General features: G+C 72.2%; 22 protein-coding genes and 1 tRNA gene. 5 read left to right on the plus strand and 18 right to left on the minus strand.

Annotated features, from left to right (window positions below):
• The first annotated feature begins 24 nt into the window (after positions 1–24).
• Complete coding sequence (locus ACIRQ9_RS15270) at positions 25–1,194, plus strand: serine hydrolase domain-containing protein (protein ID WP_404172469.1); 1,170 nt, start codon at positions 25–27, stop codon at positions 1,192–1,194.
• 30 nt (positions 1,195–1,224) lie between these two features.
• On the opposite strand, the gene ACIRQ9_RS15275 is transcribed toward ACIRQ9_RS15270, so the two are convergent.
• From ACIRQ9_RS15275 to ACIRQ9_RS15295, 5 genes are all read right to left on the minus strand, one after another.
• The gene (locus tag ACIRQ9_RS15275) at positions 1,225–1,500 is read right to left on the minus strand and encodes a DUF1876 domain-containing protein (protein WP_404172155.1); all 276 of its coding nucleotides are present in this window, start codon (positions 1,498–1,500) and stop codon (positions 1,225–1,227) included.
• 82 nt (positions 1,501–1,582) lie between these two features.
• Positions 1,583–2,464: an NAD(P)-dependent oxidoreductase gene (locus ACIRQ9_RS15280; protein ID WP_404172158.1), complete on the minus strand. Its 882-nt coding sequence runs from the start codon at positions 2,462–2,464 to the stop codon at positions 1,583–1,585.
• A gap of 100 nt (positions 2,465–2,564) precedes the next feature.
• Complete coding sequence (locus ACIRQ9_RS15285; RefSeq protein ID WP_404172161.1) at positions 2,565–3,080, minus strand: YbaK/EbsC family protein; 516 nt, start codon at positions 3,078–3,080, stop codon at positions 2,565–2,567.
• 125 nt (positions 3,081–3,205) lie between these two features.
• Positions 3,206–5,428 carry an MMPL family transporter gene (locus ACIRQ9_RS15290; protein ID WP_404172164.1) on the minus strand — a complete coding sequence of 741 codons (2,223 nt, stop codon included), beginning with the start codon at positions 5,426–5,428 and terminating at the stop codon, positions 3,206–3,208.
• Positions 5,429–5,552: 124 nt separating this feature from the next.
• Positions 5,553–6,161, minus strand: a complete 609-nt coding sequence (locus tag ACIRQ9_RS15295) for a TetR/AcrR family transcriptional regulator (protein ID WP_362181673.1) — start codon at positions 6,159–6,161, stop codon at positions 5,553–5,555.
• Between the two features lie 214 nt (positions 6,162–6,375).
• On the opposite strand from ACIRQ9_RS15295, the gene ACIRQ9_RS15300 reads away from it, so the two are divergent.
• Positions 6,376–9,684 (plus strand): S41 family peptidase, encoded by a 3,309-nt coding sequence (locus tag ACIRQ9_RS15300; RefSeq protein WP_404172167.1) that lies wholly within the window; start codon positions 6,376–6,378, stop codon positions 9,682–9,684.
• Positions 9,685–9,977: 293 nt separating this feature from the next.
• Here ACIRQ9_RS15300 and ACIRQ9_RS15305 read toward each other — a convergent pair whose 3' ends face one another.
• The 4 genes from ACIRQ9_RS15305 to ACIRQ9_RS15320 form a co-directional block, all read right to left on the minus strand.
• On the minus strand, positions 9,978–10,253 hold the full coding sequence (locus ACIRQ9_RS15305) for a hypothetical protein (RefSeq protein ID WP_404172170.1): 276 nt from the start codon (positions 10,251–10,253) through the stop codon (positions 9,978–9,980).
• A 94-nt stretch (positions 10,254–10,347) separates the two neighbouring features.
• On the minus strand, positions 10,348–11,232 hold the full coding sequence (locus ACIRQ9_RS15310; protein WP_404172173.1) for an SDR family oxidoreductase: 885 nt from the start codon (positions 11,230–11,232) through the stop codon (positions 10,348–10,350).
• A complete protein-coding gene (locus ACIRQ9_RS15315) occupies positions 11,229–12,185 on the minus strand; it encodes an alpha/beta fold hydrolase (RefSeq protein WP_404172176.1) in 957 nt (318 codons plus the stop codon). The genes ACIRQ9_RS15310 and ACIRQ9_RS15315 overlap by 4 nt, the downstream gene beginning before the upstream one ends.
• Positions 12,182–13,711: a flavin-containing monooxygenase gene (locus ACIRQ9_RS15320; RefSeq protein WP_404172179.1), complete on the minus strand. Its 1,530-nt coding sequence runs from the start codon at positions 13,709–13,711 to the stop codon at positions 12,182–12,184. Before ACIRQ9_RS15320 ends, ACIRQ9_RS15315 begins: the two co-directional genes overlap by 4 nt.
• A gap of 176 nt (positions 13,712–13,887) precedes the next feature.
• Between ACIRQ9_RS15320 and ACIRQ9_RS15325 the strand changes: the two genes are divergently transcribed.
• The gene (locus tag ACIRQ9_RS15325) at positions 13,888–14,517 is read left to right on the plus strand and encodes a MerR family transcriptional regulator (protein ID WP_404172472.1); all 630 of its coding nucleotides are present in this window, start codon (positions 13,888–13,890) and stop codon (positions 14,515–14,517) included.
• 137 nt (positions 14,518–14,654) lie between these two features.
• Here the strand turns inward: ACIRQ9_RS15325 and ACIRQ9_RS15330 are convergent, their stop codons facing one another.
• Entirely contained in the window at positions 14,655–15,458 is an 804-nt protein-coding gene (locus tag ACIRQ9_RS15330) for an exodeoxyribonuclease III (RefSeq protein WP_404172182.1), read from the minus strand.
• Positions 15,459–15,535: 77 nt separating this feature from the next.
• Between ACIRQ9_RS15330 and ACIRQ9_RS15335 the strand changes: the two genes are divergently transcribed.
• A complete protein-coding gene (locus ACIRQ9_RS15335; protein WP_404172185.1) occupies positions 15,536–16,024 on the plus strand; it encodes a GNAT family N-acetyltransferase in 489 nt (162 codons plus the stop codon).
• A gap of 121 nt (positions 16,025–16,145) precedes the next feature.
• Here ACIRQ9_RS15335 and ACIRQ9_RS15340 read toward each other — a convergent pair.
• The 7 genes from ACIRQ9_RS15340 to galU form a co-directional block, all read right to left on the minus strand.
• A tRNA-Ala gene (locus ACIRQ9_RS15340) sits at positions 16,146–16,219 on the minus strand.
• Positions 16,220–16,322: 103 nt separating this feature from the next.
• On the minus strand, positions 16,323–17,558 hold the full coding sequence (glpR, locus tag ACIRQ9_RS15345) for a gephyrin-like molybdotransferase receptor GlpR (RefSeq protein ID WP_404172188.1): 1,236 nt from the start codon (positions 17,556–17,558) through the stop codon (positions 16,323–16,325).
• 184 nt (positions 17,559–17,742) lie between these two features.
• Entirely contained in the window at positions 17,743–18,405 is a 663-nt protein-coding gene (locus ACIRQ9_RS15350) for a GNAT family N-acetyltransferase (RefSeq protein WP_404172191.1), read from the minus strand.
• Between the two features lie 20 nt (positions 18,406–18,425).
• The gene (locus ACIRQ9_RS15355; RefSeq protein WP_404172194.1) at positions 18,426–18,953 is read right to left on the minus strand and encodes a molybdenum cofactor biosynthesis protein B; all 528 of its coding nucleotides are present in this window, start codon (positions 18,951–18,953) and stop codon (positions 18,426–18,428) included.
• Positions 18,950–19,462: a cyclic pyranopterin monophosphate synthase MoaC gene (moaC, locus tag ACIRQ9_RS15360; RefSeq protein ID WP_351321094.1), complete on the minus strand. Its 513-nt coding sequence runs from the start codon at positions 19,460–19,462 to the stop codon at positions 18,950–18,952. Before moaC ends, ACIRQ9_RS15355 begins: the two co-directional genes overlap by 4 nt.
• A gap of 127 nt (positions 19,463–19,589) precedes the next feature.
• Positions 19,590–20,912: a gephyrin-like molybdotransferase Glp gene (gene glp / locus ACIRQ9_RS15365; protein ID WP_404172198.1), complete on the minus strand. Its 1,323-nt coding sequence runs from the start codon at positions 20,910–20,912 to the stop codon at positions 19,590–19,592.
• A complete protein-coding gene (gene galU / locus ACIRQ9_RS15370) occupies positions 20,909–21,844 on the minus strand; it encodes a UTP--glucose-1-phosphate uridylyltransferase GalU (protein WP_404172201.1) in 936 nt (311 codons plus the stop codon). Before galU ends, glp begins: the two co-directional genes overlap by 4 nt.
• Positions 21,845–21,923: 79 nt before the next feature.
• Between galU and ACIRQ9_RS15375 the strand changes: the two genes are divergently transcribed.
• Positions 21,924–22,559 (plus strand): 5-formyltetrahydrofolate cyclo-ligase, encoded by a 636-nt coding sequence (locus tag ACIRQ9_RS15375; RefSeq protein ID WP_404172204.1) that lies wholly within the window; start codon positions 21,924–21,926, stop codon positions 22,557–22,559.
• Positions 22,560–22,641: 82 nt separating this feature from the next.
• Here ACIRQ9_RS15375 and ACIRQ9_RS15380 read toward each other — a convergent pair whose 3' ends face one another.
• Entirely contained in the window at positions 22,642–25,416 is a 2,775-nt protein-coding gene (locus ACIRQ9_RS15380) for a penicillin acylase family protein (protein WP_404172207.1), read from the minus strand.
• Positions 25,417–25,485: the final 69 nt, after the last annotated feature.

Genomic DNA, 25,485 nt, shown 5'->3' on the forward strand with positions numbered 1-25,485 from the left:
GGCAACAGGAGGGACGTGGCGGACGTGGACGTGAACGGCACGGTGGCCGAGGGGTTCGAACCGGTCAGGGACGCGTTCGCGGCCAACTTCGAGCTGCTCGGGGACCGGGGCGCGGCGGTCGCCGTCTACCGGGACGGGCACCGCGTCGTCGACCTGTGGGCCGGTGCGCGGGACGTCGACGGGGACGCCGGAGAGGCGCCCTGGGAGCACGGCACCGCCCAGATCGTGCGCTCGGCGACCAAGGGCGTCGCCGCCGCCGTCCTGCTGCTCCTCAACCAGCGCGGCGAACTGGACCTGGACGCCCCGGTGGGCGATCTCTGGCCGGAGTTCAAGGCGGCGGGCAAGGAACGGACGCTGGTACGGCACCTGCTCGCGCACCGCGCGGGCGTCCCGGTGCTGGACCGGCCGCTCACGCCCGCCGAGGCCGCCGACCCCGACCTGGGCGCGGCCGCCGTGGCGGCACAGGCACCGGTGTGGGAGCCGGGCACCGACCACGGCTACCACGCGCAGACGTACAGCTGGCTCACCGGCGAGCTGGTGCGGCGGGTGACCGGACGGGACATCGGCGCCTGGATCGCGGACGAGATCGCCGGGCCGGTCGGCGCCGCGCTGTGGCTGGGACTGCCGGAGGCGGAGCGGGCGCGCGCCGGGCGGGTCGGTCCCGTCGAGGCCCCGCCGGCCGCGGGCACGCTGCGGACCCGGCCCAAGCGGTCCGTGTCCGAGGCGTACGCCGATCCCGCGTCCCTGACCCGCCGCGCGTTCGGCGCGATCACCCCGCTCCCGGACGAGAACGACCCCGGCTATCGCGCGGCCGTCCTGCCCGCCTCCAACGGCATCGCCACCGCCGACGGCCTGGCCCGCTTCTACGCCTCCCTGATCGGCGAGGTGGACGGCGGCACGCGGCTGTTCACGCCGGAGACGGTGGAGCTGGCCCGCGGGGAGCAGGCGGCAGGCCCCGACCGGGTGCTGGTCGTCTCCACCCGCTTCGGGCTCGGCTACATGCTGCACGGCAGCGCGTCCCCGCTGCTCTCCCCCGCCTCCTTCGGCCACCCCGGCCGCGGCGGCGCGCTGGGCTTCGCGGACCCCGGGTCGGGCATCGCCTTCGGCTACGTCACCAACGGGTTCCACAAGAGCGTGACGGCGGACGCGCGGGCGCAGGCGCTGGTGCGCGCGGTGCGCGCGGCGACGGCGTAGGGCCCGCCGCCGCCTCGCGCGTCCGTTCTCTCACACGTTGATCGGGTGCGAGTGCCGCCCGGAGTCCGCGTCGATCTCGCCGTGCGCCTTGCTCAGCAACTGCATGGCCAGTTCGTTCAGGGCGCGGGCGCCCGCGATCTCCTCGCCGACGCGAGGCTGGTTGCTGTCGGACTCGTGCCGGCTCGCGTGGCCGTGCGCCCGGATCTCGGTGCCGTCGGCCAGCCGCACCATGGCCACCGCGCGCGTGTGCGTGTCGTCCTCCAGGAATTCCAGCTCGACGTGCCATCCCACCGCGGTCTGCGTCATGGGGACCACCTCCGCAATCGCTGCTTCCAGGGTGCTCCCTCGGGGCCCGGCCCGTCATGTCGGCACGGCCCCCGCGCGCGGGTCACCCGCCGTCGAAGCTGGCGAAGTACGCCGCGACCATGTCCTCGTCGGCGTGGCCCTGCGCGGCGGCGCGGGCGAAGCGTTCGGCGGCCGCCTGGGCGAGGTCGAGGCGCACGCCGTGGCTCGCGCCCGCGGCGACGATCAGCCGGGCGTCCTTCGCGGCGGTGTCCACCGCGAAGGACGGCGGGGTCAGTCCGCCGTCGAGGATCAGCGCGGCCTTGGCCCGCAGGTAGCCCATGTCGAGCGGGCCGCCCGCGATCAGGTCGAAGAAGCTGTGCGGGTCGACGCCGAGGCCCTGGGCGAGGGCCAGCACCTCGCCGGTGGCCGCGGTGGCCGCCAGGACCCAGCTGTTGGTGACCAGCTTGAGCCGGGTCGCGGCGGCCGACGCGCCGTCGTCGCCGGTCCACAGCGTGCGGGCGCCGACGGCGTCGAAAACCGGCGCGACCGTCTCCCGGCCCTGTTCGGGCCCGGCGGCCAGGACGGTGAGCTGTCCGGCCTCGGCGGGCTGGCGGGTGCCGAGGACCGGGGCGTCGTAGAAGACCAGGCCGTGCTCGCGCGCGAAGGCGGCGAGGGCCGGGACCTGGTCGAGTCCCGCGGTGGTGGACTGCACCCAGACGGCCCCGGGCCGCAGCGCGCCGGCGGCCTCGCGGACGACCTCCAGGACGGTGTCTCCGTCGTACAGCATGGTCAGGACGACGTCGGCGCCCTCGACGGCCTCGGCGGGGGTGTCGGTGACCTGGGCGCCGTCGGCGGCCAGCGGTTCCGCCTTGGCACGGGTGCGGTTCCACGCGCGGACGGCGTGCCCGGCCTTCAGGAGGTTGCGGGCCATCGCGGCACCCATGATGCCGGTGCCGAGAACGGCCACGGTCGGCTTGTCGGTCATGACGTCTCCCTAGTCGTTCGTAGCTTCCACAGGCCAGCTTGGCGCAGAATCCGCGGGACACCACACCGCGGCCGAGAGGCTGGGCCGTGAGCGCGCGTCGCTAGGCGGTGGGTTCGCGGACGTCCACGACGGTGGCGCCGGCGTGCTCGACCAGTGCGGCGGGCGGGATCGGGAAGACGGCGTGCGGGTCGCCCGCGGCGGCCCACACCACGGCGTGCCGCAGCAGCGCCCGGTCGGCGAGCACACGCGTGCGGGTGCGGTGCCCGAACGGCGGCACTCCGCCGATGGCGTACCCGGTGGTCTCGCGGACGACGTCCGCCTTGGCGCGGGTGACCTTCTGCGCGCCCAGTTCCTTGCGGACCAGTTCCACGTCGACGCGGGAGGCGCCGTCCATCAGCACCAGGACCGGCACCCCGTCGGCCGCGAAGATCAGCGACTTGCAGATCTCGCTCAGCTCGCAGCCGACCGCGGCGGCGGCCTCGGCGGCGGTCCTGGTCGCGTCCGGGAACCGCCGGACCCGGGCGGTCAGCTCCCCCAGTCCCCGTTCCTCCAGGGCGGCGGCGAAACGGGGATGGGCTCCGGAGCCCTCGGCGTCGGTGGCGGCGGTCGTCGTCATGGGGGCACGGTAACGAAGACGCCACGACGGCGGCGAACGGTTTGTCCCGGGTCCGCGCACGAGGAAGCCGGTGAGGGCGCCCCGTCCCCACGGACCCTCACCGGCGGTCTGTCACGAGCCGGGCGTCAGACGCCGACCAGCTCCCGCTCCTCGTCGTCCTTGCCGGCGTTCCGGTCGGAGAGCGCGCGCAGGCCCTCGCCCTCGACGTCGACGTTGGGCAGCAGGCGGTCCAGCCACCTCGGCAGCCACCAGGCCCGCTTGCCGAGCAGGGCGAGCACGGCCGGGACGATCGCCATGCGGACGATGAACGCGTCGAAGAAGACGGCGATCGCGAGGCCGAAGCCGATCATCTTGATCATGGACTCGCTGGAGCCGATGAAGCCGGAGAAGACGGCCATCATGATGACGGCGGCGGCCGTGACGACCCGCGCGCCGTGCTTGAAGCCGGTGACGACGGCCTGGCTCGGCTTCTCGCCGTGGACGTACGCCTCCCGCATCCGGGTCACGAGGAACACCTCGTAGTCCATGGCGAGGCCGAAGACGACGCCGACCATGAAGATCGGCATCATCGACATGACCGGGCCGGTCTGCTCGACGCCGAGCAGGCCGGACAGCCAGCCCCACTGGAAGACCGCGACCACGGCGCCCAGCGCGGCCGTCACGCTGAGCAGGAAGCCGAGGGCCGCCTTCAGCGGGACCAGGACCGAGCGGAAGACCACGATCAGCAGCAGGAAGGCGAGGCCGACGACCAGCACCAGGTAGGGGATCAGCGCGTCGTTGAGCTTCTGCGAGACGTCGATGTTCATCGCCGTGGAGCCGGTGACCAGGACCTTGGCGTCGGTGTCGGCGGTGATCTCGGTGCCCTGGTCGCGGATGGCGTGGACCAGGTCCTCGGTGGTGGTCGAGGACGGCTTGGACTTCGGGACGACGGTGATGGTCGCGGTGTCGCCGGCCTCGTTGGGGTGGGCCGGGGTGACCGTGACGACGTCCTTGAGCCCCTTGATCTCGTGGTCGACCTTCTTGAAGGCGGACTTCGGGTGGGCGCTGTCCTTGGCGTCGACGACGACCATCAGCGGGCCGTTGAAGCCGGGGCCGAAGCCGTCGGAGAGCAGGTCGTAGGCGCGGCGCTGGGTGGTCGAAACCGGCTGGGAGCCGTCGTCGCCGAGGCCGAGCTGCAGGGAGGTCGCGGGGACCGCCGCCGCGCCGAGGCCGACGACACCGAGCAGCAGGACGGCGACCGGGCGCCGGACCACGAAGCTCGCCCAGCGGGTGCCCATGTTGGGGCGGTCGGCGTGCTTGCTCTTGGGCCGGCCGCCGCCGAGCAGCCTGCTCTTCTCGCCGGTGGGCCTGATCCTGCGGCCGGCGAAGCCGAGCAGCGCCGGGATGAGGGTGAGGGCGATCAGGACGGCGACGACGACCGTGCCGGCCGCGGCCACGCCCATCTTGGTGAGCATCGGGATGTTGACGACGGACAGGCCGACCAGGGCGATCACGACCGTCAGGCCGGCGAAGACGACCGCCGAGCCCGCCGTGCCGACCGCGCGGCCGGCGGCTTCCTCGCGTTCGCGGCCCTCGGCCAGCTCCGCGCGGTAGCGGGAGACGATGAACAGGGCGTAGTCGATGCCGACGGCCAGGCCGATCATCGTGGCCAGGGTGGAGGTGGTGGAGCCCAGGTCGAGCGCGCTGGCCAGGGCGGTGATCGTGGAGACGCCGATGCCGACGCCGATGATCGCGGTGAGCAGCGGGAACCCGGCCGCGAGCAGCGAGCCGAAGGTGATGACCAGGACGACCGCGGCGATCGCGATGCCGATGATCTCGCTGGAGCCGGTCTCGGGCGCGGCGCTGAGCGCGTCGCCGCCGATCTCCACGGTCAGCCCGGCGTCCCGCGCGTCCTGCGCGGCCGCCTTCAGGGCGTCCCGTGAGGAGTCCTCCAGCTCCATGCCGGAGACCTTGTAGGAGACCGAGGCGTAGGCGACCTCGCCGTTCTTGCTGACGGCGTGTCCCTTGTAGGGGTCGGCGACCGAGGCGACCTCGGAGTCCTCGCCGAGTTCCTTCACGGTCTTCTTGACGGTCGCCTTGTTGAGCTTGTCCGTCATCTTCTCGCCGGCCGGCGCCTTGAAGACGACGCGCGCGGTGGCGCCGTCGGAGCTGGTGCCGGGGAAGCGCTGGTCGAGCAGGTCGAAGGCCTTCTGGGCCTCGGTGCCCGGGATGGAGAAGGAGGTGTTGCCGGCGGCGGGCGCGCTGGCGGCGCCGACGCCCGCGAGGGTCAGCAGCGCCACCCACAGGAGGGCGACGTAGTGCCGTCGCCTGAAGGCGAGACGGCCCAGTTTGTACAGGAACGTGGCCACGAGGACGTACTCCAGGTCAGGTCGTGGGGTATTCAGGGCAGGGGTGACCGACCCGGCGGGCGGCGCGGGTGATCGGCCCGACGACGTGAGCGCAGACGTCAGGAGGGCTGAGTGTGGGGAGGGGTCAGCCGGTGATGGGCGCGTGGAGCGCGGGGAGCACCACGGCGTCGATGTAGGACAGGATGAAGGCCTGGTTGGGCGGCTGCTCGTCGATCAGGGAACGGGCGGCGAACCCACCGATCATCATGTGCATCACGAAGTCGATCGCCGGGTTGTCCGCACGGACCTCGCCCCGGTCGATGGCGCGCTGCAGCACCTGGTGGAACTCGGCCATCTCGGGCCCGATCAGATGCTCCTTGAACGCTTCCAGGAGATCCGGGTTGCCGTGCACCGCCATGGCGAGACCTCGCATGAGCGCGGAGTTCTGCTCCATCTGGCAGTCGTCCGAGCGCAGGGTGAGGGCGTGCAGATCGCCCCGGAGCGAGCCGGTGTCGATCGTGCCGAAACCCGCGCCACCGGGCTTGTTGTGGCGGACCGCCTTGGCCACCAGCTCGGCCTTGCCGCCCCACTGGCGGTAGAGGGTGGCCTTGCTGGACTTCGTGCGGGCGGCGACGGCGTCCATGGTGAGGGCGTCGTAGCCGACTTCGCGGAGCAGGTCGAGCACGGCCTCGTACAGCTCGGCCTCACGCTCGGGCGTGATCCGACTGCGACGCGCCGTTGCGACCTCAGCCATGCCACTCACCCTTCCTTGCTCCATCAGTACCTGAGTGTGTACATCGTGCAGCTCAGTGCGTACATACCTCAGTGCCTACCTGTTGAAGATACCCCGACTACTAGAGAAACGAAACCGTTTCGTACGTGTCCTCGCTCACGTGGTCCACCCGGTGTCGGGGCCACACGCGCGCCCACGAGTTGCTGGCCTCCCGCACCCGGAAAAGCATGGGGAGGTGAGCTATCTGCGCCTGCCGCACCTCCACGGCGACCTGTTGTGCTTCGTGGCCGAGGACGACCTCTGGCTGACCTCCCTGGACGCCCCGGGCCGCGCCTGGCGGCTCACCGTCGACCGCACCAAGGTGGGCCATCCGCGTTTCTCGCCGGACGGCCGCCAGGTGGCGTACACGAGCTGGCGGAGTCTGGTGCCCGAGATCCACCTGGCCGACGTGGCCGGCGGACCGGGACGGCAGCTGACGTTCTGGGGCACCGCCGACACCCGGGTGTGCGGCTGGACCCCGGACGGCGACATCCTCGCGGTGGCCTCGCAGGGCCAGCCGTTCTCCTACTTCACCTGGTCCTACAAGGTGTCCCCGGACGGCGACCCCGGCCGCAAGCTGCCCTGGGGTCCGGTCGCCGACCTCCAGGTCGCCGACATCGAGGGCGAGCGCAGGACCCTGCTGCTCACCGGCACCCCGCCGCACGAGCCGGCCGGCTGGAAGCGCTACCGGGGCGGCGCCATGGGCCGGCTCTGGCTGCACGGGCAGCGGCTGCTCGCCGGCATCGGCGGCCACCTCGACTCGCCGATGCTGGTCGCCGGCCGGGTCGCCTTCCTCTCCGACCACGAGGGCATCGGCAACCTCTACTCGTGCGCCCACGACGGCTCCGACCTGCGCCGGCACACCGACCACGACGCCTTCTACGCCCGCAACGCCGCCAGCGACGGCGAGCGGGTGGTCTACCAGTGCGCGGGAGACCTCTGGATCGTCGACGACCTCTCCCCGGACTCGGTGCCCCGCAGACTGGACGTGCGGCTGTCCGGACCGCGGGCCGGGCGCCGTCCCTACCAGGTGCCGGCCGCCCAGCACGTGGACGGCGTCTCCGTCGACGAGACCGGCCGGGCCAGCGCCGTCGTCGTACGCGGCAGCCTGTACTGGCTCACCCACCGCGACGGCCCGGCCCGCACCATCGCCGACACCCCGGGGGTACGGGTGCGGCTCCCGGAGATGCTCGGCTCGACCGGGCAGATCGCCTACGTCACGGACGCCGACGGCGAGGACGCGGTCGAGATCGCCCACCTGCCCCGGGCCAGCGGCTGCCGGCCGCCGCGCAGGCTGGCCTCCGGCCGCCTGGGCCGGGTCCTCGAACTGATCGCGGACCCGCTCGGCGAGCGGCTGGCGGTGGCCGCCCACGACGGCCGACTGCTGCTGATCGACGTGTCCGACGACACCGGGGAGTCCGACGACGCCGCGGAGTCCGGGGAGGCGGCGGAGTCCGGGGAGGCCGCGAAGTCAGGGGGCGAGGACTCCGACGGCGTGGTCACCGAGCTGATCCGGTCGGTCAACGGCCCGGTCCGTGATCTGGCCTTCTCGCCGGACGGTTCCTGGCTGACCTGGTCGCATCCGGGCATCGGCCGTTCGCTGCGGCAGATCAAACTGGCCCGGATCAGCGACCGCCTCGTCATCGACCTCACCGACGGCCGATTCGAGGACGAGAACCCGGTCTTCACCCGGGACGGCCGCTACCTCGCGTTCCTGTCCTGGCGCGGCTTCGACCCGGTCTACGACGTGCACACCGGCGACCTGTCCTTCCCGCTCGGCTGCCGCCCCTACCTGGTCCCGCTCTCCTCCGCGACCCCCTCTCCCTTCGCCCTCAGCCCCGACGGCCGTCCGGCGGCGGGCGGCCTGGACCCGGTCGAGGACGAGGCGAGCGGCGAGGGCGGCACCGTCACGGTCGAGGTGGAGGGGCTGGCCAGCCGGGTGACCCCGTTCCCGGTCTCCGCCTCCAAGTACTCGGCGATGTACCCGGTCGCCGGCGGCGGTCTGGTCTGGCTGCGCTGGCCGATCTCGGGCGCGCTGGGCGAGACCTTCGTCAACCCCGCCGACACCAGCGGCCGGCCGACCCTGGAGTACTTCAACATCACCAAGGCGAAGAAGTCCGAACTCGTCGACCACCTGGACTGGTTCACGGTCAGCGGCGACGGCAGCCGGCTGGTCGTGGCCGACGAGGGCGACCTGCGGGCGGTGCCGTCGACCGAGTCCGGCGACGCCGACTCGACCGTCTGGATCGACCTGCGCCGCATCCTGCACACGGTCGACCCGCCCGCGGAGTGGCGGCAGTCCTACGCCGAGGCCGGCCGCCTCATCCGCGACTACTTCTGGGACCCGGGGATGTGCGGCATCGACTGGGACGCGGTGCTCGACCAGTACCGTCCGCTGGTCGAACGGGTCGCCTCCCCCGACGAGTTCGCCGACCTGCTGCGCGAGGTCCTGGGCGAGCTGGGCACCTCGCACGCCTACGTCAGTCCCGCCCGCCGCAACGAGGGCCCGCCGCACTACCAGCGCTTCCAGGGCCTGCTCGGCACCGACTTCGTCCGCCGGGACGGCGGCTGGACGGTCAGGCGGATCCTGCCCGGCGACTCCTCCGACTCCAAGGCACGCTCCCCGCTCGCCGGCACCGGCATCCGGGAGGGCGCGGTGCTCACCCACGTGGACGGCAGGCCGGTCGACCCGGTCACCGGACCGTACCCGCTGCTCGCCGGAGCGGGCGGTACGACGGTGGAGCTGACGTTCGTGCCGGGCGACGGCGAGCCGGGACCCGCGCGCCGGGTCGCCGTCCTCCCGCTGATCGACGAGCGGCCGCTGCGCTACCAGGACTGGGTGGCCAAACGCCGTGCCGTGGTACGGGAGCTGAGCGGCGGCCGCTGCGGCTACCTGCACATCCCGGACCTGGGCGGCTCCGGCTGGGCCCAGTTCAACCGCGACCTGCGCAGGGAGGTCTCGCTGCCGGCGCTCATCGTCGACGTGCGCGGCAACGCGGGCGGCCACATCAGCGAACTGGTCGTCGAGAAGCTGACCCGGACCATCCTGGGCTGGGACCTGACCCGGAACGCGCAGCCGGTGTCGTACGCCTCCAACGCCCCGCGCGGCCCGATCGTCGCCCTTGCCGACGAGGCCACCTCGTCCGACGGCGACATGATCACGGCCGCGATCAAACTGCTGCGGCTCGGCCCTGTCGTCGGGCAGCGCACCTGGGGCGGGGTCGTCGGCATCACCGGGCGGCACCGCCTGGGCGACGGCACGGTGATCACGGTGCCGATGAACGCGGCCTGGTTCGAGGAGTACGGCTGGTCGGTGGAGAACCACGGCGTCTCCCCCGACGTGGAGGTCCTGCGCACCCCGCTGGACTGGGCGGAGGGCCGCCACGTGGAGATGGACGAAGCGATCCAGCGGGCCCTGGACCTCCTGACCGTCCACCCACCGGCCCAGCCCCCCGACTACAACGACACCCCGAACAGAGCCCGCCCGAAACTCCCCCCGAGATAGGGACGCGGGAAACTGCGCGAACAACCACAACGGCCCCGCACCCGAAACTCACGGCCGAGCCACCCCCTTCAGGGGCGCGGGGAACTGCGCGACAAGCCCCCACTCACCCGCACCCACCCCACCACCGAACCCACCCCCCCCAGGGGGCGCGGGGAACTGCGCGAACAACCACAACGGCCCCGCACCCGCCGCACCGCCGAACCCCACCCCCCGGGGGGGCGTCTCTCCACAACGACGCAGGGCGCCCTCCCAAAGGAAGGGCGCCCCACACTCCGGCTAAGCCAGTGCAACGACTAGGCGTCGTAGTCCTGGTCAAACCGCTCCCGCATCTCCTGCTCGGAGTCGTCGATGTTCTGACGTCCCCGCTCGGTCATCTGCCGGCCACGCTCCTGCGTCGCCTGCTGGCCACGCTGCGGGGCGTGCTCGCCACGCTGCGCGGCGTGCTCACCACGCTGCGCGGCCTGCTCGCCACGCTGCGGGGCGTGCTGGCCGCGCTGCTGCGCCTGCTGCTGACCCTCGTGCATCTTCTGCTTGGCCTGACCCTGCGTCTTGCCGGCCTTGTCCTTCATACCCATGTGGGTTCACTCCCGTGGAGGGTGAGGGGATCGGCCCTCAGTGGGGCCTCGACCAGATTCACACGGGCCGGTCACGCACGCATGTCGATCAGTGACGTTGCGTAGCGCGGGCCTCCTCGTCGGCCGCGCCGCCCGCCCCGACGAGCCCGGTGCGCATGCCCTGGAGGCGGGGCGCGAACCGCTTCATCTCGCGCTGTCCCACCGTCCCGATCAGCGCCGGCAGGTATCCGCGCACGCCCTGCATCCCGCGCAGCCACCACTGCCCGTACACGTGCGCCGAGCGCCGCTCGATGCCGGCCACGATCCGGTCCACCGCCGGGCCCAGCGGATACGTCTTGTTCGACGGCCACGGCAGCCGCTGCCGCAACTCCCGCATCACCGCGTCCTGGTCGGCGCCGCGCACCATGTCGGTGTCCGTCCAGGACAGGTACGCGACCCCAACCCGCACGCCCTGGTGGCCGACCTCGGCGCGCAGGCAGTGCGCGTACGCCTCCACACCGGACTTGGACGCGCAGTACGCCGTCATCATGGGCGCCGGCGTGATCGCGGCCAGCGACGCCACCTGCAACAGGTAGCCCCGGCTCTCGGTGAGCACCGGCAGGAACGCGCGGGCCGTGACCGCCGAGCCGATCAGGTTGACCTCGATCACCCGCCGCCAGGCCTCGGGATCCGACTCGGCGAACGGACCGCCGTTCGCCACACCGGCGTTTGCCACCACGATGTCGGTCTTCCCGAACCGTTCCTTGACCTCGCGCGCCACCCGGCTCATCGCCTCGTGGTCGGTGACGTCGGCGTGCCAGTAGGCGCTGTCGGTGTGCAGCCGTCCGGAGACCTCCTTGAGCGCCTCCTCCTCCAGACCGACCAGCGCGACCTTCGCGCCGCGCGCGGAGAGCTTGCGGGCGAGCAACTCGCCGACCCCGCGCGCCGCTCCGGTGACGACGGCGACCTGTCCTTCGAGTCCGACCCTGCTCATGAGCCCTCCTTGATCCGCCCGGGCGCCTCGGCGCCGGCTCGGCCGTGGGTGTCCGTCACGTACGTGGCGACCAGTTCCCGAATCCTCTTGGTGACCGGCTCCGGCGCCTCGACCGGAGTCATGTGGCCCATGCCGGGCAGCTCGGTGAGACCGACGCAGTTCGGCAGCGCCGCGACCAGCGCGCGGGCGTGCGGAAGGGGCGTGAGCCGGTCGGCCGTGCCGCTGATGACCGCGGTGGGCGCACTCAACTCCCGTACGCCGGAGTCGAGGTCGAGGCCGGCGAGGACCAGCGCCCAGGCATGGCGGACGGCCCGCGGGCAGGCGTGCACGATCCGGGCGCACGCCTCCACCATGTGCGGGGCGGAACCGGGGCCCATGGTCGCGTACTTCAGGATGCGCCGGGCGGCGGGCGTGACCGGGCCGAGCGGTGCGCGCGAGGCCAGGACCTGCGCCGTGAGCCGGGTCCGTAGGGCCCCCGCGCGCAGCGGCAGGACACGCGCCTCCGCCACCAGGCGTGAACTGCCGGTGCTGCACAGCAGGACGGCGGCGGCGTGTTCCCGGAAGGCCGGTCGTGCGGCGGCCGCCATGACGCTCATGCCGCCCATGGAGTGCCCGGCGATCACCGCCCGCTCCCCGGGCGCGAGCGTGTGGGCGAGCACCGCTTCGAGGTCGTCCGCCAGCGCCCGGGTGGTGCACGCGGGACTCGCGGGACTGCGCCCGTGGCCGCGCTGGTCGTAGGCGATCACCCGGTGGTCGGCGGCCAGTTCCCGTATCTGGGCCGCCCAGAAGGCGGTCGAGCAGGTCCAGCCGTGGGCGAGGACGACCGGAGGCGCGTCCTCGGGGCCGTGCACCTCGACGTGCAGGTGGGCGCCGTCGGCGGAGACGGCGGTGAGTTCCCGCGCGGGCGCGGGCGGGGCGTACGGCCCGCTGGTCACGTGGGTGAGGCGGCTCACGCGACCGCCTCCGCACCGGACTCGGCGCCGCGCGCGGCGTCCCCGCCGCCGGCCAGCGGCGGGCGGACCACCTCGTACTCGGAGAGGTCCACGCGCTGGGTCGCCCGCCGGAACTCGGTCGTCGTGCCGGGCCAGATGGTGGTGTTGCGGCCGTTGGCGTCCAGGTACCAGCTGGTGCAGCCGCCGGTGTTCCAGACGGTGCGCTTCATGCGCTCCTGGACCTTGTGGTTCCAGGCGGCCACCGCGGCGGGGCGCGCGTCCAGGGCCGCCCGTCCGCCGAGGACGCGGAGCTGGCGCAGGTAGTCGGCCATGTAGTTCAGCTGGGACTCGATCATGAGGATCATGGAGGAGTTCCCGAGGCCGGTGTTGGGACCGATGATCGTCATCCAGTTGGGGAAGCCGGCGGCGGCGGCGCCGCGCAGCGCCTCCATGCCGTCCTTCCAGGTCTCCGCGAGGGTCCGGCCGTCGGCGCCGACGACGCGTTCGGCGATGGGCATGTCGGTGACGTGGAAGCCGGTGCCGAAGACGATCGCGTCCACCTCGGCGCTGGTGCCGTCGGCGGCCACCACCGTCGACCCGCGGACCTCGGTGAGCCCGCTGGCCACCACGTCCACGTTGGGCCGCGCCAGCGCCGGATAGTAGGTGCTGGACAGCAGGATCCGCTTGCAGCCGATGCGGTAGTCCGGGGTGAGCCTGGCGCGCAGCGCGGGGTCCTTGATCGCGCGGGCCATGTTGCGCTTGGCGAGGCTCTCCACCAGGCCGAGTTCGTCGGGGCGCTTGGTGAACGCCTGGACCTGGAGTTCCCGGATGCCCCACAGGAGCCCGCGGCGGGCCTGCGTGGTGAAGGGCAGCGCCCGGTGCAGGCGGCGTTCGCCCGCGCTGATGGCACGGTCCACGCGCGGCATCACCCACGGGGGCGTGCGCTGGAAGAGGGTCAGCCGCTCGACCTCGGGCTGGATGGCGGGCACGATCTGGATCGCGGAGGCGCCGGTGCCGACCATGGCGACCCGCTTGCCCCGCAGGTCGTAGTCGTGGTCCCAGCGGGCCGAGTGGAAGACCTTGCCGGGGAAGGTGTCCAGCCCCGGGATCTCGGGGATCTTCGGATCGGACAGCGGCCCGGTGGCGGACACGACGACGTCGGCGGAGAGTGAACCGGAGGCCGTCTCGATGTCCCAGCGCAGCCGCTCGGGGTCCCAGGTCATCCGCTTGACCTCGGAGTCGAAGCGCAGGTGCGGCCGCAGCCCGAACACGTCGGCGACGTGCTCCAGATAGGCGCGGATGTGCTCCTGCCCGGAGAAGGTGCGCGGCCAGTCGGGGTTGGGCGCGAAGGAGAAGGAGTACAGGTGGGAGGGCACGTCGCAGGCGCACCCCGGGTAACTGTTGTCCCGCCAGGTGCCGCCGACGCTGCCGGCCCGTTCCAGGACGACGAAGTCGGTGATCCCCTCCCGGCGCAACCGCACGGCCGCGCCCAGTCCGCCGAACCCGGACCCGATCACCGCCACCCGTACCTGCTCGTGCTGGGCCATCCGGAGCCTCCACGCATCGACCACGATTACGCCAGTGAACACTGGCACGATGGGACTGTAGAACAGCGCCGTACCGATGGGTAGGGGGCGGACGGACGAAAGTTACCGGCGGTACAACATAGGGTGCGCTTGTGGCAGACGACGGTGGACGAGGCGGCGGGACACGCGAGTACCGCATGGAGGAACTGGCGGGCCTCGCCGGCATCACCGTGCGCACGCTGCGCTTCTACCGCGAACGCAAGCTGATACCGCCGCCGCGCCGCGAGGGCCGTATCGCCTGGTACGACGACCATCACCTGGCGCGGCTGCGCACGATCTCGGCGCTCCTGGAGCGCGGCCACACCCTCAACGGCATCGCGGAACTCGCCGAGGCCCTCGACCAGGGCCGCGACGTCGCCGACGTCCTGGGTGTCGAACCGACGGAGGAGGAACCGGTCCGCCTCACCCCGCAGGAACTCGCCGCCCGCTTCGAGGGCCAGGTCACCACGGAGAACCTCGCCACCGCGCTGGACCTCGGCTACCTCGGCACCGACGGCGACGACATCGTCCACATCAGCCGCCGCCTGCTGGACGCCTCGGAGGCCCTGGTCCGCGAGGGCTTCCCGCTCGCCGAGGTACTGGCAGCCGGGCGCAGCGTCCGCGAACACGCCGACGCCCTCGCCGAACTCTTCGCCGAACTGGTCCTGCGCCACGGCCCCGAGGAAGACATGGAGCGCCTGCGCCCCCTGGCCCGCAGCGTGGTGGAAGCGGAGGTCTCCCTGGCCCTGGACCGCCGAATGAGCAAGCGGGACCGGCCCTTTGCGTAGGCCTCGCCGCCAGAGCCACCAGGAAGCCCCCGCGTGGTCACTGCCGCCAAGGGCCGCGGCGGCGGTGACCCCGTCCGGCTCCTGGGACCGGACATCTCACGCCCGACCTTCACCCTGGGCGAGGACACCGGTCCGCGTCACATCTCGAAGGTCACCGTCACCGGGGCGTGGTCCGACCAGCGCTCCGCATGGGTGGCCGCCCGCTCCACGACCGCCTTGACGGCACGGGCGGCGAGCGCGGGGGTCGCGACGGCGAGATCGATGCGCCAGCCTGAATCGTTGTCGAAAGCCCGCCCCCGGTACGACCACCAGGTGTACGGCCCCTCGGTCTCCGGATGCAGGGCGCGCACCACGTCGACGTAGCCGCCGTCGGTCGGGTCCAGGACGGTGGTCAGCCAGTCCCGTTCCTCCGGAAGGAAGCCGGAGTTCTTGGTGTTGCCGCGCCAGTTCTTCAGGTCGGCCTGATGGTGGGCGATGTTCCAGTCGCCGCAGACGACGACCTCGCGCCCCTCGGCAGCGGCCCGCGCGCGCAGTTCCCTGAGGTGGGCGAGGAACTGGTCCATGAACCGGTACTTCTCGTCCTGCCGCTCGGTGCCGACCTCGCCGGAGGGCAGGTAGAGGGAGGCGACGGTGACGCCGGGCAGGTCGGCCTCGACGTAGCGCCCGCTCGCGTCGAACTCGTCCGACCCGAAGCCGACCCGCACGCTGTCCGGCTCGCGCCGGGTGTACAGGGAGACGCCCGCGCGCCCCTTGGCGGAGGCCGGGGCGTGCACGACGTGCCAGTCGGCCGGCGCGCGCACCGCGTCCGGGAGCTGCTGCGGCTCCGCGCGCACCTCCTGGAGGCAGAGCACGTCAGCGGAGGTCTCCGCGAGCCATTCCACGAAGCCCTTCTTCGCGGCGGCCCGCAGCCCGTTCACATTCACCGAGGTCACAGTCAGCACCCGGGCACGATACCGGCACACTGGACGGAGTCCGATGCCCACCGCGCTTCCGCCTGCACGAATATGCGATTCCTCACATGAATATACGTCCCGTTCCCTTCGATCACCCCGACGCCGTCAAGCTCAACGACGAGGTCCAGGCCGAGTACCACGTGCGCTACGGCGACGGCGGCGACGCCACCGCGCTCGACGCGGCCGACTTCGCACCGCCGAACGGCGTCTACCTGATCGCGTACGACGAGTCCGACCGCCCCGTGGCCACCGGCGGCTGGCGCAGCCAGGACGAGAACGGCGAGGGGAACGAGGACGGCGACGCCGAACTCAAGCGCATGTTCGTCGTCGAGGGGATGCGCGGCCGGGGCCTGGCCCGCCGTCTGCTCACCGCCCTGGAGGACGACGCCCGCGCGGCCGGGCGCCGCCGCATGGTCCTGGAGACCGGCACCAAGCAGCCGGAGGCCATCGCCCTGTACACCTCCAGCGGCTACGAGCCGTGCGTGAAGTTCGGCTACTACCGCCACTACGAGTCGAGCCGCTGCTACGCGAAGCCCCTGCAGGCGGACTTGTAATCCGCGTCACATCCGGCTGCCTCAACTCGCCTTCCGGCGCCCGCCGGATCGCGGGCCGGGGAATTCCGGAAACGGCAGAGATCCCGGCGATCGTGATGATCGCCGGGATCTCTTCGTGCAGTGGACCTGTGGGGATTTGAACCCCAGACCCCCTCGATGCGAACGAGGTGCGCTACCAGACTGCGCCACAGGCCCTTGCAACGAGTGAAACTCTAGCATCCCCGTCGGGGTGCTTGGAAATCCGTTCCCTGACTGGTCAGGGACGGGGTCCCGGGAGGGACCCCGTCCCTTCCCCGGGTCACTCGTTGGCCGCGAGCGGCCGCTCGCCGTCCTCGTACTGGTCGAACAGCGGCGTGCGGCCGCGTTCCCGGGCCCGCCGCGCGGAGGCCGCCCGGCGCGCGTCCGTCCGGCCGTCCGCCGGCCTGTCCTCGGCGGCCTGCTCCTCCGCCTCGGCCTCGGCCTCCGCCGGCACCGGAGCGCACTCCTGCTCCGGCGTGACGGAGCTGGACCGCGCCGAACTCCAGGCGTCCGGTGCGCCGAGATCGACGTCGGAGGTGGCGCGCGGCGCGACCGGTGCGGTCACGTACGTCGGCAGAGGCACCGGCACCGGGTCCCAGCTGTCGCCCTGCCCGGGCCGCCGCTGCCGCTCGCGCTGCTGGTCGACCCATTCGGCGTGGTCGGTCTGCTCGACGAGGGCGCGCCGGTCGGCGGCGAGCGCGGACAGGCCGGGGTCGGTCTCGACCGCTGGTCCCTCGTCCGGTTCGCCGGCCACCGCGCCGGGGTCGAGGGGCGCGCGCCGCCGCGGCTGGCGTTCCCGCAGCCGCTGGGCGGCGGCCTCGGCCTGGCGCCGGTCCATCTGGTAGGCGAAGCGCCGCCGTTCCTGCGTGCGCAGGTAGGCGATGTAGCCGCTGAGCGTGACGGCGGGCACACCGGGCGCCCACAGGAACGCCAGCCCGCCGACGGCGGCGACGATCGCGCCCATCGTGAACGCGACGAAGAGCAGCACCGTGGTGCGCCGACGGCGTGCCAGCGCCTTCGTGCGCCGGGCCCGCGCCGCGGCCGCCTGCGCCGAGCTGGCGCGCTGGGCGTCCGTGACCCGCTTGCGTGCGGGCGCGGATGCGGAGGCCGGGGCCGGCGTGGCGCCGGCCGGACGGGCCGGTGCGGAAGGCGACTTGGCCGTCGGGGGGACCGCGTGGTCGCGTGCGGGTTCCTGGCGCCCGGGCGTCTCCGGCTCCGCGTCCGCCCGGACCTGACGGCGGGTCGGAGGCATGGCGAAGGCCCGGACGTCCACCGAATCGGTGACGACGTCCGGATCGCCGGCGTCCTGCTCCCCCTCGGGGGCGGAGCGCGCCCGCAGGTCCTTGGCGTACCGGCGCTCCATCCCCGCCCGTCCGGACAGCAGCCGGATGGCGGTGCTGAAGCGTTCCGTCGGACGGGCCTCGTTCAGCTCGTCCTGCCTACGGAGCCACATCGGCACCAAGTAGGCGGCCCAGGCCCCGACAATGACTGCGTAGATGAGGCCGCTGCTGCTCACGCCTCACACGGTAGAGGGGTTTGCGTGGGGCCATCTGCCAATTGCGCCGGTGTGTCGCACGATCTGGCTGATATTTCGAACTTTTTTTGTGACCGATGCGATCAGCGGGCCACCGGAGGCGTGAATTCAATGCGCCGAGACGGTCACCAGGCGATCAATTTCGAACACGCATTCCATTTCCGGGCTAGCCCGGATTCCCTGGAGTGTTCTGCGGATTCCAGGGCAGGTTGGGAGAGCCCGGCCCCTTCGGCGACCCGCTCCTTGAGCGTTCCCGCCGCCAGCGGTTGAGCAACCCTTCGGGCACCTCTTCCGCGGTGAGCGCGAAGACGAGGTGATCGCGCCATGCTCCGTCGATGTGCAGATAACGCGGTCGCAGCCCCTCCTCGCGGAATCCGAGTTTCTCCACGACCCGGCGGCTGGGCCGGTTCTCGGGGCGAATGCAGACTTCGACGCGGTGCAGGCCGACCGAGCGGAAACAGTGGTCCACGACGAGCGCCACGGCCGTCGGCATCACCCCGCGACCGGCCACCGACCGGTCCACCCAGTAGCCGACGTGCCCCGAGCACATCGACCCCCAGGTGATCCCGGCGACCGTCAACTGCCCGACCAGGCGCCCCTCGTACTCGATGACGAACGGCAGCATGCGGCCCGCGTTCGCCTCCGAGCGCAGGTGCCGGACCATCTGCCGGTAGGTCGGCCGGTGCGTTATCGGCCCGCTGGGGGTGGGCGGCGGGATGGTCGCCTCCCAGGGCCGCAGCCAGTCGCGGTTGCGCCGGTTGACCTCGCGCCAGGCCCGCTGGTCGCGCACCTTTATCGGCCGCAGGACGATGTCGCCGTCCACCAGCACGACGGGCCAGGATGGGCTGTTCAGCTCGCACCCCCGGTACTGGGTCTGGGGTGGTCGCCGCCCCTGATCTGGTCGACGGCGTGTGCCAGCAGCGGTTCCAGGACGGCCAGGCCGTCCCGTACCCCGCCGGTGGACCCCGGAAGGTTGACGATCAGTGTGCGGCCCGCCACCCCGGCCAGCCCGCGGGAGAGCGCGGCGGTGGGCACCTTCTCCCGTCCGAAGGCGCGGACGGCCTCGGCGATGCCCGGCACCTCGTGGTCGATCACCGCGCGGGTCGCCTCCGGCGTCCGGTCGGTGGGCGAGATGCCGGTGCCGCCGGTGGTGACGACGACGTCGTACCCGGCCGCGACGGCCTCGCGCAGGGCGGCGGCCACCGGATCCCCGTCGGAGACGACCCGCGGCCCGTCCACGGCGAAACCGAGACCCGCCAGACCGGCCGCGACCAGCGGCCCGCCCCTGTCCTCGTAGACGCCGGCGGCGGCCCGGTTGGAGGCGGTCACCACCAGCGCACGGTAGGGCGCACCGCCGGCGGACGGCCCGGCGTTCACGACCGGCTCCAGTCGCCCGACTTGCCGCCCGTCTTCTCCTCCACGCGTACGTCCGTGATGACCGCTCCCTTGTCGACCGCCTTGACCATGTCGATCACGGTGAGCGCGGCGACGGAGACCGCGGTGAGCGCCTCCATCTCGACGCCCGTGCGGTCCGTCGTCCTCACGGTGGCCAGGATCTCCACCGCGTCCTCCGCGACCGACAGATCCAGTTTCACACCGGAGACCGACAAGGGGTGGCACAGCGGGATCAGGTCCGGGGTGCGTTTGGCACCCATGATGCCCGCGATGCGCGCGGTGGCGAGGGCGTCGCCCTTGGGGACGCCCTCACCCCGCAGCAGCTCGATCACGCGGGGCGAGACGAGGACGCGTCCGCTGGCTCGGGCGGTGCGCGCGGTCACCTCCTTGCCGGACACGTCGACCATGCGGGCGGCGCCCGCCTCGTCGATGTGGGTGAGGCGGTCTGGCGCAGGGCGTCCGGGGGTCTCCCCCCGGGAAGGCTCAGTCATGCTGTGTGGCGCTCCCGGTCCTGGCCCGTCGCGGTGCGGCGCTCGGGCCTGCTGTGCGCGACACGGTACCGCCAAGGCGGCGCGGACGGCCGGGCAGGACCGCCCGGGGCGGAGGCGGGCGCGCCGGTCAGCCGAGCAGGACGACCTCGACCTCGCTGCCGGGCTCGACGGACTCCGTGTCCTCGGGGACGACGATCAGGGCGTCGGCGTGGGCCAGCGCGGCGATCAGATGCGAACCGGAGCCGCCCACGGCGGTCACCTCGCCGTCGGCGTACGCGCCGCGCAGGAACTGCCTGCGCCCCTTGGGCGAGCCGAGCGCCCGGTCGGCCCTGAGGGTCGCCCTCGCCCGGGGCCGGTGCACGTCAGGGAGGCCCATCAGGGTGCGGATGGCGGGGCGGACGAACAGCTCGAAGGAGACGTACGACGACACCGGGTTGCCGGGCAGGGCGAGCAGCGGCGTGTGGTCGGGGCCGATGGAGCCGAAGCCCTGGGGCTTGCCCGGCTGCATGGCGAGCTTGCGGAAGTCGACGCCGCCGCCGGCCTCGTCCGCGTCGCCGACGTGCGCCAGCGCCTCCTTGACGACGTCGTACGCCCCGACGCTGACCCCGCCGGTGGTGACCATCAGGTCGGCGCGCACGAGCTGGTCCTCGATGGTGGCGCGGAGCGTGTCGGCGTCGTCCTCGACGGCGCCCACCCGGTAGGCGATGGCGCCCGCGTCCCGGGCCGCGGCGGTCAGGGCGAAGCTGTTGGAGTCGTAGATCTGGCCGCTGCCGAGTTCCTCGTCGGGCTGGACGAGTTCGCTGCCGGTGGAGACGACGACCACGCGCGGGCGCGGGCGCACGCGGGCCGTGCCGCGGCCGATGGCGGCGAGCAGCGCGATCTGCGGCGACCCGAGTACGGTGCCGGCCTCCAGGGCGAGGTCGCCCGCCTTCACGTCGCTGCCCCGCGCGCGTACGTGTGCGCGTGCCTCGGCCGGCCGGTGCACGCGCACGTGCCCTTCGGCGCCCTCGGGCGCGAGGCTGCGCGCCCGCATCCCGGCGACCGGCCCCTCGCCGAGCCCGCCGTCGGTCCACTCCACGGGGACGACGGCCTCCGCGCCGGGCGGCAGCGGGGCGCCGGTCATGATGCGGGCCGCCTGGCCGGGGCCCACCGGGGTCAGCTCGGCCGCGCCCGCCGCGACGTCCCCGACGACCTCCAGGACGGCCGGGAACTCCTCGCTCGCGCCCGCCACGTCCGCGACCCGCACCGCGTATCCGTCCATGGAGCTGTTGTCGAACGGCGGCAGCGACAGCGGCACCATGACGTCCTCGACCAGGACGCAGCCCTGGGCGTCGAGGAGCTGCAGTTCGATGGGGTCCAGGGGGCGGATGGTGGTGAGGACGTCCTCCAGGTGCTCGTCCACCGACCACAGGTGGTCCGGGCCGGCGGGGCGGGTCGCGGCGGTGCTCAACTCTGCTGCATCTCCTCGGCTACGTAACTGCGAAGCCAGGTCCGGAAGTCCGGGCCCAGGTCTTCACGTTCGCACGCGAGCCTGACAATGGCACGCAGATAGTCGCCGCGGTCGCCGGTGTCATAGCGGCGGCCCTTGAAGACGACACCGTGGACGGGACCGCCGACCCGCTCCTCGGCGGTGGCCGCCGACGAGTAGGCCTCGGCGAGCTGCTGGAGGGCGTCGGTGAGCTGGATCTCGCCGCCGCGGCCCGGTTCGGTGCGCCGCAGTATGTCGAAGACGTGCGGGTCGAGGACGTAGCGGCCGATGATGGCGTAGCCGGACGGGGCGTCCGCCGGATCCGGCTTCTCGACCAGGCCGGTCACCCTGACGACGTCGCCGTCGACGGTGGTCTCCACCGCGGCGCAGCCGTAGAGGTGGATCTGCTCGGGGTCGACCTCCATGAGCGCGATCACGCTGCCGCCGTACTGTTCCTGGACCTCGATCATGCGCTGGAGCAGCGGGTCGCGCGGGTCGATCAGGTCGTCGCCGAGCAGGACGGCGAAGGGCTCGTGGCCGACGTGCGGGGCGGCGCAGAGCACGGCGTGGCCCAGGCCCCTGGGGTCGCCCTGGCGGACGTAGTGCATCGTGGCCAGGTCGCTGGACTCCTGGACCTTGGCGAGCCGGCCGGCGTCGCCCTTCTTCTGAAGCGCCGACTCCAGCTCGTAGTTGCGGTCGAAGTGGTCTTCCAGGGGACGCTTGTTGCGTCCGGTGATCATGAGGACGTCGTCGAGCCCCGCCGACACGGCCTCCTCGACCACGTACTGGATCGCCGGCTTGTCGACGACCGGCAGCATCTCCTTGGGAGTGGCCTTGGTGGCCGGCAGGAACCGGGTGCCGAGGCCTGCCGCGGGAATGACAGCCTTGCTGATCCTGGGGTGCGACTGAGTCATGTCCGCAACCTTATCCGGTGCCTTTGCGAAGATTCTGAGGCTCCGGGCAATTGGCACGCATATGAGCACATTAGAGAGGATGCGGGGACGACCAGTGCAGCACGATCAGCCCGGGGGCGAGACTGACAAGCGAACGTTGCGGCGAGAATTCCTGGGGGTGAGGAACAGGTTGACGACGGATGTCGTCGAAAAATGGGCCGCGGCGCTGGCCGGACACGCTCTGGAACTGCCGGAGCTGGCACGGGCACGCACGGTGGCGGCGTACGTCTCCGTGGGAACCGAGCCGGGCACCCGCACCCTGCTGGACGCGCTGCTCGGGCGGGGTGTCCGCGTCCTGCTCCCGGCGCTCCTGCCCGACAACGACCTGGACTGGGGGACGTACGCCGGGGCGGACTCCCTCGCCCGGGTCCGGCACGGCGGGAAGATGGAGCTGTTCGAACCTTCCGGTGAACTCCTCGGCCCGGACGCCGTGCTGGGCGCCGACGTCGTCCTGCTGCCGGGCCTCGCCGTCGACGCGCGCGGGATGCGGCTGGGCCGCGGCGGCGGGTCCTACGACCGCGTCCTGGCCCGTCTGGAGCGCGCGGACGCCCACCCGGCGCTCGTGGTGCTGCTGTACGACACGGAGGTCGTCACGCACGTGCCCGCGGAGGCGCACGACCGGCCGGTGCGGGCGGTGGTGACGCCTTCGGGCGCGCGCCGGTTCACCGGCTCCTGAGACGGCCCCGTGGACCCGCCGAGCGCGGCGGCCCTCCACGCGCGCGTGGAGGGCCGCCTTCGCCGGGACGCGGGCGTCCGCCTCAGGGCTTGAGGACGAGCGTGTCACCGGTGCTCTTGTCGACCGCCTTGTCCGAGAACGACCACGGGAGCAGTTCGCCCGCCGCCCACTTGCCCGTCTGGTCGGTGTAGTGGGCGCTGAAGGCGTGGCCGGAGGCCCCGGTCAGGTTGATCCACTTCGACTTGTCGAGGTCGGCGAGGTTGACCACCATCCGCATGGACGGCACCCAGACCACGCCGTAGCCGCCCGCCGCGTTCCAGCCGGTCGCGTTGACGGTGGCCTCGCCGCCGCTGAGCTTCCAGGGGCCGCGGTTGAGGACGTACTTGACGGCGGCCGGGCCGTCGGTGCCGAGGGTCTGGTTCTTCAGGAACAGGCGGTGCAGCCGGCCCCAGCTCCAGGTGTCGATGTCCTTGCCGAGCTTGGCGGTCAGCTCCCAGCGGGCGTCGATCATGGCGCGCTGGAACAGCTGGTCCATGGTGTCGGCCTTGGGGCGGTCGCCCGCTCCGGCCGGCGTCTTCCACCAGTCGCTGTCCGGCTTGTCCATGAGGTTGCGGACCACCTCGAACCAGCGGTCGCCGCCGTCCGGCTGGGCCTGGTCGGCGGCCCGCTCGCCGCACTCGCGGACCTTGGTGTCGTCGTCCACCGGGCCGGTGCTGTCGGCCCTCTCGACCCACAGGCACTGGCCCTTGACCCGCAGCTCCTTGGGCAGCTTGTTGCCGAAGGCGAGCTTGAGGATGTTGCGCCAGACCGAGTTGAAGTACGCGGCGGCCGCGGAGTCGGAGTCCTGGGTGTAGTCCCAGCCCTCCAGGAGCTTCTGCGCCTCGCGGACGTCCTTGTCGTCGAGGTCGATCTTCAGCAGCCTGGGCACCAGCAGCTTGGCGATCTCACTGCTGTTGTCCAGCTGCATCTGGCGCATGTCGTCGGTGGAGATCTTGCCGCCGTCCTTGATCTTCGACTCGATCAGGTCGGTGATGCGCTGGCTGCGGGTGCCGTAGCCCCAGTCCGTGGTGAGCGTGTAGGGGTACTTGTCCTTGTCGACCACGGCCTGGTTGGCGGTGACGATGTAGCCGCGCGCCGGGTCGTACTCGTAGGGCAGCTCGTCCTGCTTGATGTAGCCGGTCCACCGGTACTTGGAGTCCCAGCCGGGCGCCGGGACGGAGCCGTCGTCGGCCGACGAGCGGGTGGGGATCTTGCCGGGCAGCGTGTAGCCGATGTGGTTCTTGGTGTCGGCGTAGATCAGGTTCTGCGAGGGCACGTCGAACTGGGCGGCCGCGGCCCGGAAGCCGGTCCAGTCGGACGCCTTGTCCAGGGCGAAGACGGCGTCCATGGTGGTGCCCGGTTGGAGGGCGGTCCACTTCAGCGCGACGCCGTAGCCGTCGCCGCGGTCGGGGGCGGCGTTGGCGACGGAGGCCTTCTTGCCGACCTGGACGAGTTCGTCGTCGCGGTCGGACAGCAGCGGCATCCCGTCGGCGGTCTGGCGTACGACGATCTTCTTCGACGCGCCGCCGGCGACCTTGATGGTCTCCGTGCGGGTCGTGAAGGGCTTGGTCCCGCCGTCGTACTGGTAGCCGTCGCCGGAGAGCTTCTCCAGGTAGAGGTCGGTGACGTCGACACCGGAGTTGGTCATGCCCCACGCGATGTCCGCGTTGTGGCCGATGACCACACCGGGCATGCCGGCGAAGGTGTACCCGGTGACGTCGTACTGGCACTTGCTGGAGACCGTCGTGCAGTGCAGGCCCATCTGGTACCAGACGGACGGCAGCGAGGCCGACAGGTGCGGGTCGTTGGCGAGCAGCGGCTTGCCGGTGATCGTGTACTTGCCCGCGACGACCCAGGAGTTGGAGCCGATGCCCTGCCCGTTCACCCCGACGGCGGTCGGCACGTCGTCCAGGACGTTGTAGAGGCCCGCCAGCTGGCTCGTCAGCGCCGAACCGGTGGTCGACGAGGACGAGGTGCCCCCGGCGGCCGTGGAGGTCCCGGTGGCGCTGGTGGAGCCGCCCGTCGAACCGCTCTGCCCGAACGCCTTGGTGATGTCGTCGTACTGGCCCTCTTGGACGATCGCCTTGTTCCGGCTGTACGGGTAGTCCGGGTAGAGGTCCTTGATCTGCTGCGCGTCCAGGCGGCTGGTCATCAGGGCGCGGTCGATCTCGTCCTGCATGTTGCCGCGCAGGTCCCAGGCCATCGCCTTGAGCCAGGAGATCGAGTCGACCGGCGTCCACTGCTCGGGCCTGTAGTCGTTGACGAACCCGAGGGCCGCGTACTCCAGGGAGATGTCCTTGCCGTCCTTGCCCTGGAGGTAGGCGTTGACCCCCTCGGAGTAGGCCTGGAGGTACTTCTTGGTCGAGTCCGACAGCTTGGTGTCGTACTCCTGCTTGGCCACCCGGTCCCAGCCCAGGGTGCGCAGGAACTCGTCGTTCTTCACCTGGCCCTTGCCGAACATCTCGGACAGCCGTCCGGACGTCATGTGGCGGCGCACGTCCATCTCGTAGAACCGGTCCTGCGCCTGCACGTAGCCCTGCGCCATGAACAGGTCCTGGTCGGACGAGGCGTAGACCTGCGGGATCCCGTTGCCGTCCCGCTTCACGGTCACGGGCCCGGACAGGCCCTTGAGCGTGAGCGAACCCTTGGTCTGCGGGAACGACGCGCGGACCGTGCTGATCGACCAGTACGCCCCGTAGGCGACGCCCCCGACGATGGCGAGGACGAGCACCAGGACGATCAGGCGCGCCCTGCGCCCCTTCTTCCTGCCGGACTTGCCAGGCTTGTCACCCGATGTGGCGGTGGTGTTGGGGGGCATCGCTGTCCTTGCTGTCCTAACGCGAGCGGCAGGCGGTCCTGGAGTGCTGGAGCAACCATAGGCGCAGGG

It is taken from the genome of Streptomyces sp. NPDC101237 (assembly GCF_044767465.1).
GTDB lineage: Bacteria > Actinomycetota > Actinomycetes > Streptomycetales > Streptomycetaceae > Streptomyces > Streptomyces gramineus.

Excerpts from the sequence above, each read along its gene's own strand:
- ACIRQ9_RS15380 (WP_404172207.1), bottom strand. The coding sequence starts at position 25,416 with ATGCCCCCCAACACCACCGCCACATCGGGTGACAAGCCTGGCAAGTCC.
- galU (WP_404172201.1), bottom strand. The coding sequence starts at position 21,844 with ATGACTCAGTCGCACCCCAGGATCAGCAAGGCTGTCATTCCCGCGGCA.
- ACIRQ9_RS15305 (WP_404172170.1), bottom strand. The coding sequence starts at position 10,253 with ATGAAGGACAAGGCCGGCAAGACGCAGGGTCAGGCCAAGCAGAAGATG.
- ACIRQ9_RS15285 (WP_404172161.1), bottom strand. The coding sequence starts at position 3,080 with ATGACGACGACCGCCGCCACCGACGCCGAGGGCTCCGGAGCCCATCCC.
- ACIRQ9_RS15320 (WP_404172179.1), bottom strand. The coding sequence starts at position 13,711 with ATGGCCCAGCACGAGCAGGTACGGGTGGCGGTGATCGGGTCCGGGTTC.
- ACIRQ9_RS15325 (WP_404172472.1), top strand. The coding sequence starts at position 13,888 with ATGGAGGAACTGGCGGGCCTCGCCGGCATCACCGTGCGCACGCTGCGC.
- ACIRQ9_RS15280 (WP_404172158.1), bottom strand. The coding sequence starts at position 2,464 with ATGACCGACAAGCCGACCGTGGCCGTTCTCGGCACCGGCATCATGGGT.
- ACIRQ9_RS15335 (WP_404172185.1), top strand. The coding sequence starts at position 15,536 with ATGAATATACGTCCCGTTCCCTTCGATCACCCCGACGCCGTCAAGCTC.
- ACIRQ9_RS15295 (WP_362181673.1), bottom strand. The coding sequence starts at position 6,161 with ATGGCTGAGGTCGCAACGGCGCGTCGCAGTCGGATCACGCCCGAGCGT.
- ACIRQ9_RS15275 (WP_404172155.1), bottom strand. The coding sequence starts at position 1,500 with ATGACGCAGACCGCGGTGGGATGGCACGTCGAGCTGGAATTCCTGGAG.
- ACIRQ9_RS15375 (WP_404172204.1), top strand. The coding sequence starts at position 21,924 with ATGCGGGGACGACCAGTGCAGCACGATCAGCCCGGGGGCGAGACTGAC.
- ACIRQ9_RS15310 (WP_404172173.1), bottom strand. The coding sequence starts at position 11,232 with ATGAGCAGGGTCGGACTCGAAGGACAGGTCGCCGTCGTCACCGGAGCG.
- moaC (WP_351321094.1), bottom strand. The coding sequence starts at position 19,462 with ATGACTGAGCCTTCCCGGGGGGAGACCCCCGGACGCCCTGCGCCAGAC.